Here is a 13,337-nt window from a genome sequence, read left to right as displayed (position 1 = left end):
GCTTGCTTTTCGACATCCTCCTAATTCAGCGGCAAACGGCGATATGTCCCGGGCTTCGCCGGGTCGTGATACTTGTTGCATGGTCCGTTCTCGACGAAATCGCGATGGCAGGCGTCGAGGTTTTTCCGCGACAACGCAACGCCGAGACCGGGACCTTCCGGCACGCGCACGACATTGTTCCTGGGCGAAAACGGCCCTTCCTCGGTTATATCCATGGGCTGCATGCGAAACAGCGACTGGTTCGGCTCCCGGATCCAGCCAAGTGCCGCGCACAGATGCAGATAGGCCGAACTGCCGATGCCGCTGTCGCCGCTGTAGCACCAGAAATCGACGCCGGCGTGTTCGCAGGCGCCAACGAAACGCAGCATGCGGCCGATGCCGCCATGCGCCGTCGGATTGCCGACGAAGGCGTCGGGAACCTTGAGGTCCATGGCGCGGGCAATGTCGATGTTGTGGGTCGAGAACGGGATCGAGCAATGCTGCCGCAACTGGCGCATCTCCTCGATCGTCGCCACCGGATCCTCCCAGTTGCGCACGCCGAGATCCTCCAGTGATGGGATGGACGCCCCCCTGACGGCATCGATGTGCCAGAGTGGTGGCGTTGAGAACCACCGAAGGGAGACGTCCATGACACAAGTTAGCACCATTGGCCTGGATCTGGCCAAGAACATCTTCCAAGCCCATGGCGCAGATGCCGCCGGCACCGTTGTGTTCCGCAGGAAGCTGCGGCGCGAACAGGTGCTGGCCTTCTTCGCTGCGCAGCCGCCATGCCTTGTGGCGATGGAGGCATGCCCAGGCGCTCATTATTGGGGTCGTGAGATCGGCACGCTCGGCCATACCGTCAGGCTGATCGCACCGGCTTACGTGAAGCCTTTCGTCAAGCGTCAGAAGAACGATGCCGCCGATGCCGAAGCGATCTGCGAGGCCGCGCAACGGCCGACGATGCGCTTCGTGGCGGTGAAGAGCCAGGAGAAGCAGGCCTCGGCTGTGATCTTCCGAACCCGCGACGTGCTCGTCGGCCAGCGCACTCAGCTCATCAACGCGATCCGCGGGCATATGTCCGAGTTCGGCCTGATTGCGCCGCAAGGCCCCTCGCATGTCGAGCGGCTCATCACGCAGGTTGAGGATCCTACCTCGGGCGTGCCGGAGGCCGCTCGCTGTTGCCTTGCCATGCTTGTCGAAGCGCTACGCCGCTTGCAGGATCAGGTTAGGTCGCTGGACGCGGAGATTGCGAAGCGGGCCAAAGCTGACGAAACGGCCCATCGGCTAATGAGCGTGCCTAGCATTGGGCCGCTGATCGCAACCGCGCTTGAGGCAATGGCTCCACCAGCAGAGACGTTCCGCTCTGGGCGCGATTTCGCAGCCTGGATCGGGCTGACGCCGATCCAGCGTTCGACCGGCGGCAAGGAGCGCCTCGGACGAACGTCGCGGATGGGAGAGCGAACGCTGCGACGCCTGCTCATCATCGCATCCAGCGCGGTAGTGCGCTGGGCCAAGCGCAAAGGCGTGCCATCCGGCTCGTGGCTCCATCGAATGCTGGCGCGCAAGCCGCCAATGCTGGTGATCGTGGCACTGGCCAACAAGACCGCGCGCATCGCATGGGCATTGATGACGAAAGGTGGAACCTACCGAGCTCCGACCGCCGCCGCATGAGTGCAGTGCAGTGAGCGAACGCGAGGCTGCCAGGAGGACGTGAGAAGGTCGAAGGACAGGTATGGCGCAACGTCGGCGAGGCGGGATCAGGAGAACCAGACGCATGGGGAGCGCTTCGAGCGCGTTCCAGTGATGTGGACCTGATCCTCGAACTCCCATACGGGCCCGCGGCCATGACGAAGCCGCAAAGAGAGGCCGAACACATGGCAGCACCCGATCACGCGCAGCAGCCTGAACCGAAGATTCTTCTTGCATCCGGCGGGGCGTCCACACATGGCCGTGCCAATTGCCTGGCGGTCGCCAGCGAATAGGCCTGGTTGGAATCGATGCGGATCATCGCCTCGTCCCCCAGCTTTTCGCGGATCAGCTCGACCATTTTCAGCGAGACCTTCGGGTCTTCGGTCGAGAATTTGCCTTCGAAGAAGGTCGTTCCATGCGTCTCATGCAGTTCGACGCAATAGTCGGCGACTTCTTCCGGCGTCGTCTCGCCCTTAACCTTTGGCCCATCGCCGCGCAGCGAGAAATAGTCGGTGAAGGGGATGTCCTTGCGCACCGCGCCGCCGAGCAGCTGGTAGAGCGGCTGGCTCCACGCCTTGCCGCGCAGATCCCAGAACGCCATCTCGATGGCGCCGAAGGCCATGATGCGGGTGCGGTCGTTGATCGACTGCACGCCGGTCCAGTAGGGCAGGCAGACATGCTCGGCGCCGGCGATGTCGAAGGCATCGCGGCCGACCAGGCGCTCGGCCAAGACACCATTGACGATCGCTGCCGCCGCCGGTGTCGGCGCCTCGCCGAGACCAACCAGCCCATCCTCGGTCTCGACCTCGACAATCGTCTGCGAAAACCCGTCCAACTCGCCGAACACCCAGCCATAGGGCGCTTCGAGGCGAAGATTGATCGGCGTGGCCTTGATGCTGCGGATTTTCATCTCAGCCGCCGATCTCGAAGAACGGCTTGCCGAGCAGGCTCGGGTCCACGTCGATGCCAAGGCCGGGTCCGTCTGGAATGCCCATATGGCTGCCGGTGACCGGCGGAGCGTTGAAGGCGGTGCGCACCGTCACCCATTCATGGAAGGCAATCGCATGCAACCGCCGCTCTTGCGGCGTTGACAGCGACAGATGAGCCATCGCTGCTGTGTCGATCTCGGCACCGCCTGTATCCTCGACAGTGATCATGAAGCCAAGATCGACGGCCACGTCGCGGATCTGCCGGGTCCTGGTCACGCCGCCCAGCCGCGAGATTTTCAGCGTCAAGCCGTCGGCCGCGCCCAAGCGGTGAATCTCCAGCATCTCTTCCAGCGACGTCACGGATTCGTCGAGCACCATCGGCTTGTCGAGCATGCGACGCACCGACATGTTCTCCTCGATGGTCGTGCAGGGCTGCTCGAACGTGTAGTCGATGCCGCGCGTGGCATCGGCGAACTGCCGTGCCTGGTAGGATGTCCAGCCGGCATTGGCGTCGCAGAAAATCACCGTACCTTTCGGCACGGCCGAGGCGACTGCCGTCACCCGCTCGATGTCGTCGTGTACATTGCCGCCCACCTTGACTTGCACACGGCGGCAGCCCTCGGCGATGATCCTTTTTGCCAGTGCCGCCATCTGGTCGAGCGTGCCGTGGGTGACGACCCGGTAGGTCTCCGCCATATCGCTTTCGCGGCCGCCGAGCATGGTCACCAAGGGTACGTCGGCGGCGCGTGCGGCCAGGTCCCAACAGGCCATGTCGAGTGCGGACTTGATGTAGGGATGGCCCTTGAACACCGTGTCCATCAGCCGACCGATGCTGGCCAGCCCGCGCGGATCCTGGCCGATGAGATGCGGTGCGATTTCCGGCACGCCCGCGCGCGTTCCCGCCGGAAACGCCGCCGAATAGAAATTGCCGAGCGGCGCCATCTCACCCCAGCCGGTGACGCCGCTATCGGAGGTGATGGCGACGATCACCGCGTCGAAGCAGTCGGCGGCCCGCCCCTTGGACATGCGGTAGGGCCCGTCCACAAAGGGCTGCACGACATGGTATGCCTTGATGGATTTGATCTGCACTGCTGTCTGTCCGTTGTCCGTGATGTCGGGAATGGATCGCCTGCGCGGCGATGCCCTCAGCCATTGTTGTTCCGGCCGGCACGATCGACCCTGGCGCCCTTCGATTCCCGCTGCTCCAGCCCTCGCGCATAGGCAAGCAACTCCTCGAAATCGATGTCGATATGTTCGCGGGCATAGCGCTGGGCGGCACCCATGTCCTTGCCCTTCATCAGCCGCACATAGGTCTCGTGCATGTCCTCGACCGGCACCGGCTCGTTGCGGGCATGCAGATGCAGCGCGAAATACATCTGGAGCCGGCTGGTCAGCCGCTGCCAGGTCTCGAGCAGCACCGAATTGTCGGCCCATTCGTAGATCAGGCCGTGCAGTTGCAGAGCCGTTTCAATCTGGCGCGTGGTGTCGAGATCGCGCGTCGCCTGTTTCACCGCTTCATGGCGCCGGTCGAGTTCATCGAAGAAACGCTGGTCGCGCTGTGGCCAGGTGCGTTCGATGGCGAACTCGTCCAGCACCTTGTTGAGCGAATAGGCATCGTCGATATCCTTGGCTGTGACATCGATGACGAAGGTGCCGGCATAGGGAATGCTGGTCAGGATGCCTTCCTGCACCAGCTCGCGCATCGCCTCGCGCAATGGCGCGCGGCTGACCCGCATCTGTTCGGAAATCCTGAGCTCGTTGAGCTTCTGGCCGGGTTCGAGCTGGCCGGTCAGGATCGCGCGCCGCAGCAACGCCACGATTTCGGCGCGGCGCGTCGTGTCGGCAATCGGGCTGAAATCCGTCTTCACCATCCGGCCCCACTCCAGCGAGAACAGAAGGCAAGACAATCAGATTGTCGACAATCTAACAAGATGTCAGTTTCGGATTCTTTTCACCCGGCAGTCAGATCCGGACGCTGCTTGGCGAGGCTCAGGCCGCCCGGCCGTAGAAGCCGAGCCGTTCCTCGGCGCTGAACGTCACCCCGGGCTTTTCATAGTAGGAGAACACCGCGATCATGCGTTCGCGCTCGCCTTCCACCGTGGTGACGCGGTGCGCGGTGTTCTTGCCGCGGAAGACATTCAGCGTGCCCGGCTTCATGCGCAGGATCTTTGCGTCGGGATCACGCCCTTCGAGCAGCCGCGCGACACCCTCATAGTTCGGGTTGTCATCCGACCTGAGATCGGTGCGGTATTCGAGGTCGCCGCCGCGTTGCGACTGCTGCAGCAGCAGCGTCGTCGTGAACTCCGAGCGGTCGAAATGCCAGTTCAACGCTTCGCCGGCGCGATAGGCCATGACATTGGTGCGGGCCAGCGGATCCTGCATGACATGCAGTTTTGCCTTGCCCATCGTCGCTGCGAGGAAACGCACGAGCGGTTCGTATTCGTAGATGGCAAGCACGGTGCTTTCAGGAATCTGGTCGGCACAGACCGTGTGGCTGATGGTTTCGACCTTGCGCAGGGCGGGGTGGTCAGGCGCCAGTTCGGGAATGCTGGGCTTGAAGTAGATGTTGTGCATGCGTTTGTGGACGTGTGACCGCGCGTCCATGACCGGCTTGATTTCCCGCACCGCTTTTTCAGCGATGCCCGGCCGCAGAAAGCCTTCGAGATTGAACATGCCGTCGGCTTCGAGCGCGGCGATCGATTGTTCGACGAGATGCTGCCATTCGGCACTGCCTTCGCGGTCCAGCGGATAACGGTCGAGATCGAGAATGTCTTTCATGTCGCGTGCTCCATGGGGGTGGGCACACAAGACGGCAAAAAATTCTTTCTCTCAACGCGGAAAATTATTAGGATTGGCCAAGAAAAACTTACGGAGCTTTGCATGGAACGGCTGCCGCCGCTGAATGCGATCAAGGCCTTCGAGGTCGCGGCCCGGGCCGGCAGCTTCACCCTGGCCGCGAGCGAGCTTGGCGTGTCCTCGGCGGCGGTCAGCCAGCAGGTCCGCAATCTCGAGACCTGGTTCGGCAAGCAGCTGTTCGTGCGCACGGGCAACCGCATCACGCTGACCGACGCCGGCCACGCCATCTATCCGCAGACCGCGCGCGCCTTGGGCGACATCGCCGCCATTGGCCAGCGCATGCTGGAAGGCGGCTTGCGGACACGGCTTGTCGTCAGCGTGCCGTTCTCGCTGGCCGAACTGTGGCTGGCGCCGAAACTGGCTGTGCTACTCGAAACCTTTCCCCAGATGGCGATCGACGTGCGGGTCGAGGATGATCCAGTCGACCTGATGCGGCAGAACATCGATCTGCGCATCTCCTATGGCGATTATCACTATCCGGCCCTGCGGATGATCCGCCTTGTCCATGACGATGTCTTGCCGGTGTGTGCGCCCGAGTTCTGGCACCGGCACGGCAAGGGCGACGCAAGCCTGACGGATCTGCATGAAAGCCAATTTATCCACACCAATTGGGGGCCGAACTACGCTTCGCATCCCACCTGGGCGGACTGGTTCGCGGCCTGCGGCGGCAGCCGCTCGCCCGATCCGTCGCACGGGCGCCGTGTCGGCCTGTCCAGCCTGGCGATCGCCTCGGCGAGGCTTGGCCTGGGCATCGCCCTTGGCCAGCGGGTAATGGCGCAAGCCGACCTGGAGGCGGGGCGGCTCATCGCGCTTTCCCCTGTTTCAGTGCGCCTTGGCCATCCCTATTGCGCCTTCATGCCGCCAGCCAAGGCCGACCGCGCCGATGTGGCCGCTCTCGCTGGCCTGCTCATGAAAACGGCGCCCGCGACCTGAGAAAAGGTCGGGGCGCCGCGCGGAAACCGGGCCTGCGGGGGATTCAGGTAGCCGGTTTCTGTGGCATTGGCGAGATCGGCATTCCAGGTCCGATCTTCTGCAGATTGCCTGTTATCACCTGGTCACCTTCGGCGACGCCGGTCAGGATGGCCACCATGTCGCCGCTGGTCGGGCCGAGCGAGACCAGACGCTGGTCGACCGTGTTGCCCTTGCCGACGACATAGAGATATTTGCCGAGCTGGCTCGAACCAAGCGCCGTCTGCGGCACCATCAGCGCATCGGGCTGCTGCCTGATATGCAGCCGCACGCGGACATACTGGCCTGGCATCAGCGTGAACTTGGCGTTGCCGATCGTGGCGCGTGCGGTGATGGTTCCGGTCGAATGGTCGACGATGTTGTCGATGAAGGTGAGCTCGCCCTTCTGGCTGGTCTCGGTCTCACCTGGAAGCAGAACCTCGACCTCGATCGGGCCGGCCGCGCGGGCCTGCTCGATCTCGACCAGGTCCGTCTCGCTCGGATTGAAGGTGACATAGATCGGGTCGAGTTGCACCAGCGTGTTGAGCACCGTGCCGGCGACACTGACCAGCGTTCCGACCGAGGCCTGGTTGCGGCCCAGGCGCCCGGTGAAGGGTGCATGGATTTCGGCGTAGCTCAGATTGAGCTCCGCCGTGCGCACGGCCGCCTGGTTGAGCGCCAGCGAGGCCTGCGCCTCGCGCAAGGTGCTGGTGCGCTGGTCGAAGCTGTCCTTGTCCAGGTAACCGCTCTTGGCCAGCTCGGTGCCGCGCCCGAGATTGGAACGCGCATAATCGAGTGTTGCGGTATCGCGCTGGACCTGGGCTCTCGCCTGGTCGAGCGCTGCCTGGAAGTCGTCAGGCGAGATCTTGTAGAGGAGGTCGCCCTGGTGGATATCGGCGCCGTCTTGCGCCGTCTGTTCCTGCAGGTAGCCAGGCACACGCGCTTGCAGCGTGACGCTGCGGATCGGCTCGATGCGGGCGGCATAGTCGAGATAGATCGGGATCGTCTTCTTGACGACGTTCGCCACCGGCACCGGCATGACGAATGCCGCCGGAGCCGGCGTCGCCGCTCCGGCCGTGCCGCTGCTCAGCCTGAGGTTGCCCATGTCGAGCAGGTGGACGCTGGCCACCGAGATCGCGCCGAGCGCGACAGCGGTTCCCAAAGCGATTTTCCATTTACGCATGATAGTCTCCAATCTTATTCGGCCGCTTCCGCCAGGGGAGGGAAGGCGGGTTCGGCAGTTGGTTTAGTGTGTTGGGAGGCGGGTTCGCCGCTTTCGCGGCGCTCCCGCAGCTGTTCGATGACCGCGTAGAAGACCGGCACGAACACCAGCGACAGGATGGTCGCGGCGACCATGCCGCCAAACACGGTGGTGCCGATCGACTGCCGGCTTGCAGCACCAGCGCCTGTCGCAAACATCAGCGGCAGCACGCCGAGGATGAAGGCGAAGGCCGTCATCAGGATCGGCCGGAGTCTCAGCCGCGCGGCTTCCATCGCCGCCTCGACGATGCTCAAGCCTTCCTCGCGCCGCCGCCTTGCGAACTCGACGATCAGGATGGCGTTCTTCGCCGCCAGGCCGATCAGCATGACGAAGCCGATCTGCGAATAGACGTCGATCTGCATGCCGCGCACCCAGAGCGCCACGAAGGCACCGAACAGGGCCAGTGGCACCGCCAGCAGCACCATGAACGGCATCGCCCAGCTCTCATACTGCATCGCCAGGATCAGAAAAACGAAGACGATGGCGAGACCGAAGACGACCGACGCGATCGATCCCGCCTTGAGCTCCTGGAAGGTGATGCCGGTCCATTCGAAGCCGAAATCCCTGGGCAGTGCAGTGGCAGCAGCCCGTTCCATCGCGGCCACTGCCTGGCCCGACGAGAAGCCGGGAGCAGCGCCGCCATTGATCGTGGCCGAGGCATTGTTGTTGTAGTGCGGCACGGTTTCCGGGCCGACGAACGGCACCAGTTTGCCCAGCGTCGAGAGCGGCACCATGCCGCCGGACGCATTGCGCACATAGAGCCGTGATATGTCGGCTGCACCCGCACGTGCATCCTTGTCGGCCTGGATGGTCACCCGGAAGGTGCGGCCAAACAGGTTGAAGTCGTTCACGTAGAGCGAGCCGAGATAGATCTGCAGCGTGTTGAAGACGTCGGGCAGGTTGAGGCCGAGCAGTTTGGCCTTGCTGCGGTCGAGGTCGTAGTTGAACTGCGGTGTCGAGGTCGAGAACGGCGAAAACAGCTGCTGCGGGTTGATTTCCGGCTGTTTGCGCGCCTCGGCGATCACGGCTTGCGTCGCGTCGTTGAGAGCCGTGCTGCCGCGACCGGTGAGATCCTCAACGACGAATTCGAAGCCGCCCGTGGTGCCGATGCCGGGGATCGAAGGCGGATCGAAGCTCAGCGCGAAGGCTTCCGGCATCTGCAACAGCTTGCCGCGTACATCGGCGACGAGCTTGGATGCGTTCTGGTCGGGGCCACGTTCTTCCCAGGGCTTCAGGATGGCGAACTCGACCGCCGAGTTCGACTGTGCGGCACTGGTCAGAAAGTTCAGGCCGCTGATCGAACCGACAATGTCGACGCCGGGTGTCGCCTGCAATATGTCGCGCGCCTTCTGCGCCACCGCATCGGTGCGTTCCAGCGATGCGCCGTCAGGCAGCTGGATGACGACGAAGAAGTAGCCCTGGTCTTCGACCGGAAGGAAGGTCGAGGGCAGCTTCTGCCAGACGAAGTAGGTGGCGACCAGTCCGGCCGCGAACAGGCCAAGCATGATCCAGCGCAGGCGGATGAGGAAACGCACGCCATGGGCGTAGAGATGCGACAGCTTGTCGAAGCCGGTGTTGAACCAGCGGAACGGGGCAAACTGCGTCTCGCCGCGATGGCGCAGGAAGGCGGCGCTCAGCGCCGGGCTGAGCGTCAGCGAGTTGAAGGCGGATATGCCGACGGAGATCGCCACTGTCAGCGCGAACTGATTGTAGAGCTTGCCGGAGACGCCGGGAATGAAGGCGACGGGCACGAAGACGGCCATCAGCACGGCTGTGGTGGCGATGATCGGTCCGGTGACTTCGGCCATCGCGGCCCTGGTCGCCGCCAGCGGTTTCAGCCCGGCCTCGAGCTGTCGTTCGACATTTTCGACCACCACGATGGCGTCGTCGACGACGAGGCCGATGGCCAGCACCATGCCGAGCAGCGAGAGCATGTTGAGCGAGAAGCCGAGCATCTCCATGACGACCATTGTCGCCACCAGCGACACCGGAATGGCGATGGTGGGAATGATCGTCGTGCGCCAGCTCTGCAGGAAGACGAACACCACGGCGACGACGAGCACCAGGGCCTCGCCGAGCGTGATCAGCACGTCATGCATTGACGCCGAGACGAAGCGGGTGGTGTCGTAGTGCATCGCGTAGGAGACGCCCTTCGGAAAACGGGCGGATAGCTCTTGCATCTTGTCCTTGACGCGCTGCTGAAGGTCGAGCGCGTTGGAGCCGGGCATCTGGTAGACGGCGAGCACCACGGTAGGGTCCTTGCCGAAGAAGGCCGACGACGAATACTGCAAAGCCCCGAGCTCGATGCGGGCGACGTCGCGCAGCCGCACCAGCGAACCGGTGTCGGTGTTGGCGCGCACGACGATGTCGCCAAACTCCTTCGGGTCGCTCAGGCGGCCGACGGCGTTGACCTGCATCTCGAAGGCGGTGCCGGCGGGCGCCGGCGACTGGCCGATCTTGCCGGCCGCGACCTGGACGTTCTGTTCCGAGATGGCGTTCTGCACGTCGACGGCGGTAATGCCGAGATTGGCGAGCTTGTCCGGGTCGAGCCAGACGCGCATCGAATAGCGCCGCTCGCCGAAGATCTGGACGTCGCCGACGCCGGGCAGGCGCTTCAGCGGATCGACGACCTGCAGATAGGCAAGGTTCGACAGCGCCACCGGGTCGACCGATTTGTCGGGCGAGGTCAGGTTGACGATGAGGACGAAGTTCGGGTTCTGCTTCTTGATCGTCACGCCACCCTGATTGACGATAGCGGGCAGCGACGAGGCCGCCTGCGAGACGCGGTTCTGGACGTCGACGGCGGCGGTGCTGAGCGAATAGCCGACATCGAAGGTGATGGTGATGGTCGAGGAGCCGTCATTGGAGCTCGTCGACGACATGTAGGTCATGCCTTCGACGCCGTTGATCTGTTGCTCCAGCGGCGTCGTCACCGTATCGGCCACGACTTGCGCGCTGGCGCCCGGATAATGGGCGCTGACGACCACCTGCGGCGGTGTGATGTCTGGAAACTGCGAGACCGGCAGCAGGAAATAACAAATCGTCCCGGCGAGCACCATGATGATGGCGATCGCCGAGGCGAAGATCGGACGGTGGATGAAAAAGTTTACCACGACACGCATGCCTCTCCGGCTGCTCTTGCCCGCCCGAAGGCGCTGGCAACCCTCGACAACTGGCCGTGCCCGTCACGTGAACGCAGCAACGGCACTTCGCGACGCTGCTCATCGGCAAGCGAGCGAAGCATTTTCTCGAAGGCGCGGGGGTCGACCCCATCTGCCTTCATGACCAGCCGGATCATCGGATCCCGGACGGCTTCATCTATGGTAAGATCGCGGCGCTGTGGCATTGGCCGGCTCCTTGTCTGTCGATTCGCAGCCCATGCTCGCGAACCGTTTTTCATCTCTTTCACCGGCCGGAGCCGCATGAACTGCAGTTTTTCGCTCATTCCGATCTGGCAGGACCAGTTCACGGCCTTGTTATTGACGGAAGGCGATATAGGTGTTACCAGTAAGTAACATCTGCATAGTTACAGACCGGTAACACCCTAGTCAAGAGGTGGCCGTGGTTTTTAGGAAACGAAAGGAGATCATGATGACAGACGGCGTCGTGGAGCGCTCACGTCCCCGGGATCGAATCCTGGAGACGGCGCGTGACATGTTCCACAAGCATGGCATCAAGGGCGTTGGCGTCGACGCCATCACCGAAGCTGCCGGCACGAACAAGATGACGCTCTATCGTCACTTCGAATCCAAGGACGAACTGATCGTCGAGTGCCTGCGCGCCAACGCGGCGAAGGCCGGCGCGATGTGGGAAGCGTTTGAGGTGGAATTTCCCGGCGACAAGCTCGCGCAACTGCATGCCTGGGTTCGCAAGGCTGCCGCCATGCTCGCTGCTGACGGCCGCGGCTGCGATATGGCCAATGCCGCCGCTGAGCTTACCGAGCCGGACCATCCGGCGAGGCTTGTGATCAAGGAACTCAAGGAAGCACAGCGCCACCGCCTTGTGACGCTGTGTCGGGATGCCGGCATCGGCCAGGCCGAACTGCTCGCCGATACGCTGTCATTGCTGTTCGAGGGTGCGCGCGTCAGCGTGCAGACGGTGGGCGCCGAAGGGCCAAGCACGCAATTCGTGCGCATGGCCGAGGGGTTGATCGTTTCCTTCCGGGGTACTGCCGCCGGTTGAAGAAACTCGCCGTCATCGATGGCGCGCCACCTAGCGCGGCATTGCGATGCCTGGCGCGCTTTTGCGTGGGCTATACCGCCATCTCTGCTAGCTGAATGAAAAAAGCCCGCTGCCGGGAGGAGGTGGCAGCGGGCTCGATTTCGAATGTGGCGCGGGAGGAGGTGCACCCCATTCAGCGTCGGCATCGCATCTGGGAGGAGTAGATGGCCGACAACCAGAACCTACGATTTGCCCAATGATTCGGCAACAATGAATTGTGCATACCAGCTGTGCAGATTTGCCGTATCAATTGTCATACAAATCCGGGAAGCCGGCTTTGCCAGCCTCACTGCACTGGCACGTTTTCCCTGAAGATCAGTCGCGGCTCGATGAATTTGCGCGTCAGGTAAGGCGCCGATGAGGCAATGGAGCCGAGCAGGCGGATGACCGACTGTTCGGCGATCAGCCTGGCGTTCTGATCGATGACGACGTCGACGAGATCATCGACGAGATAGCCGCGCGTCTCCCTTGTCAGGTCGTGGCAGATGAACACCGGCTTGCGGTTGGGTCTCGCTTCCCGGATGGCCTTTGCCACGCCGGAGCGTCCGGCCCCGACGCAATAGATGCCGAGCAGTTCCGGCTCGTTGCGCAGCGCCTTCATGGTCTCGGCATAGCTGGCATCCGGCTCGTCGTTGATCTCGACGGCGCTGGTCACGGTCAGGTTGGGAAACTCCTCGCCGAGCACGGAGCGGAAACCCATTTCGCGCTCCTCATGGCCGCGATAGGAGCGCGAACCAACGACCATCGCCAGATGGCCCGTGCGACCGCTGAGGAAGCGTCCCATCAAAAGGGCCGCCGTCCGCCCCGCCACCCGGTTATCGATGCCGACATAGGCCGAGCGGGGAGCGGCCGGAATGTCGGACACCAGGGTCACCAGGCGGATGCCGGCTTCGACGATGTCGCGCAGGATGTTGCGGGTTCGGGGATGATCGACGGCGATGACACCGACGCCATTGGCCTTGATCGAGAGGTTTTCGACGGCGCTCTGCAATGCGTTCGGCGAGATGCCGGCGAGGTTGTGGATCCGGCAGGAAGCGACCAGCGGCAAGCGCGATGCATAGTCCTCGATGTGCTTTGCCAGATCCTGCATGAAGGCGTTGCTGCCGATCGGCAGGAAGAATTCGAGGTTTGCGGGCTTCGATGGAAGCGTCACCTGATCGGCGACCGGCAGATAGCCGAGCTGCTTGGCGGCCTCCATGACGCGCTGCCGGTTCGCGGCGCTGGCACCCGGCCTGTTGTTGAGCACCCGGTCGACCGTCGCGGTCGAGAGCCCGCAATTCCTGGCGATGTCGGAGACAGTGGCCTTCATGCCGCAACCCTATGCGCCGATGCTATGGCGCGCCAGACAAGCGATGTGATGGGCGATGTGTCAGGTGATGTAATCTGAGGGGCGGGTGATCGATACCCGTCACCGCGATACGCATCCCGTTGCTGCGACAAGACGGTCCGCC

General features: G+C 63.2%; 12 protein-coding genes. 3 read left to right on the top strand and 9 right to left on the bottom strand.

The window, feature by feature from the left end:
• Positions 1-20 precede the first annotated feature (20 nt).
• Positions 21-629: an enolase C-terminal domain-like protein gene (locus ACZYHG_RS29895; RefSeq protein WP_464611639.1), complete on the bottom strand. Its 609-nt coding sequence runs from the start codon at positions 627-629 to the stop codon at positions 21-23.
• Between ACZYHG_RS29895 and ACZYHG_RS29890 the strand changes: the two genes are divergently transcribed.
• Complete coding sequence (locus ACZYHG_RS29890) at positions 628-1,653, top strand: IS110 family RNA-guided transposase (RefSeq protein WP_464611638.1); 1,026 nt, start codon at positions 628-630, stop codon at positions 1,651-1,653. The genes ACZYHG_RS29895 and ACZYHG_RS29890 overlap by 2 nt on opposite strands.
• A gap of 217 nt (positions 1,654-1,870) precedes the next feature.
• Here the strand turns inward: ACZYHG_RS29890 and ACZYHG_RS29885 are convergent, their stop codons facing one another.
• The 4 genes from ACZYHG_RS29885 to ACZYHG_RS29870 form a co-directional block, all read right to left on the bottom strand.
• Complete coding sequence (locus ACZYHG_RS29885; RefSeq protein ID WP_464611637.1) at positions 1,871-2,581, bottom strand: mandelate racemase/muconate lactonizing enzyme family protein; 711 nt, start codon at positions 2,579-2,581, stop codon at positions 1,871-1,873.
• Between the two features lies 1 nt (position 2,582).
• Positions 2,583-3,689 (bottom strand): mandelate racemase/muconate lactonizing enzyme family protein, encoded by a 1,107-nt coding sequence (locus ACZYHG_RS29880; RefSeq protein WP_464611636.1) that lies wholly within the window; start codon positions 3,687-3,689, stop codon positions 2,583-2,585.
• Positions 3,690-3,745: 56 nt separating this feature from the next.
• The gene (locus ACZYHG_RS29875) at positions 3,746-4,471 is read right to left on the bottom strand and encodes a GntR family transcriptional regulator (RefSeq protein ID WP_464611635.1); all 726 of its coding nucleotides are present in this window, start codon (positions 4,469-4,471) and stop codon (positions 3,746-3,748) included.
• 118 nt (positions 4,472-4,589) lie between these two features.
• Entirely contained in the window at positions 4,590-5,378 is a 789-nt protein-coding gene (locus ACZYHG_RS29870) for a HalD/BesD family halogenase (protein WP_464611634.1), read from the bottom strand.
• A gap of 102 nt (positions 5,379-5,480) precedes the next feature.
• Between ACZYHG_RS29870 and ACZYHG_RS29865 the strand changes: the two genes are divergently transcribed.
• Positions 5,481-6,389 carry a LysR substrate-binding domain-containing protein gene (locus ACZYHG_RS29865; protein ID WP_464611633.1) on the top strand — a complete coding sequence of 303 codons (909 nt, stop codon included), beginning with the start codon at positions 5,481-5,483 and terminating at the stop codon, positions 6,387-6,389.
• 43 nt (positions 6,390-6,432) lie between these two features.
• Here the strand turns inward: ACZYHG_RS29865 and ACZYHG_RS29860 are convergent, their stop codons facing one another.
• The 3 genes from ACZYHG_RS29860 to ACZYHG_RS29850 are packed head-to-tail and all read right to left on the bottom strand — an operon-like array spanning position 6,433 to position 11,110.
• Positions 6,433-7,587, bottom strand: a complete 1,155-nt coding sequence (locus tag ACZYHG_RS29860; protein ID WP_464611632.1) for an efflux RND transporter periplasmic adaptor subunit — start codon at positions 7,585-7,587, stop codon at positions 6,433-6,435.
• A 14-nt stretch (positions 7,588-7,601) separates the two neighbouring features.
• Complete coding sequence (locus ACZYHG_RS29855; RefSeq protein WP_464611631.1) at positions 7,602-10,787, bottom strand: efflux RND transporter permease subunit; 3,186 nt, start codon at positions 10,785-10,787, stop codon at positions 7,602-7,604.
• Positions 10,772-11,110, bottom strand: coding sequence for a hypothetical protein (locus ACZYHG_RS29850; RefSeq protein ID WP_464611630.1), 339 nt, complete (start codon positions 11,108-11,110; stop codon positions 10,772-10,774). Before ACZYHG_RS29850 ends, ACZYHG_RS29855 begins: the two co-directional genes overlap by 16 nt.
• Before the next feature lie 146 nt (positions 11,111-11,256).
• On the opposite strand from ACZYHG_RS29850, the gene ACZYHG_RS29845 reads away from it, so the two are divergent.
• Positions 11,257-11,847, top strand: coding sequence for a TetR/AcrR family transcriptional regulator (locus ACZYHG_RS29845; RefSeq protein WP_464614820.1), 591 nt, complete (start codon positions 11,257-11,259; stop codon positions 11,845-11,847).
• Positions 11,848-12,172: 325 nt separating this feature from the next.
• Here the strand turns inward: ACZYHG_RS29845 and ACZYHG_RS29840 are convergent, their stop codons facing one another.
• On the bottom strand, positions 12,173-13,195 hold the full coding sequence (locus ACZYHG_RS29840; RefSeq protein WP_464611629.1) for a LacI family DNA-binding transcriptional regulator: 1,023 nt from the start codon (positions 13,193-13,195) through the stop codon (positions 12,173-12,175).
• Positions 13,196-13,337 lie beyond the last annotated feature (142 nt).

This window comes from Mesorhizobium subarcticum (assembly GCF_055456085.1).
Note: the sequence above shows the minus strand (reverse complement) of the source record. Positions and strands in the feature narration are given on the sequence as shown.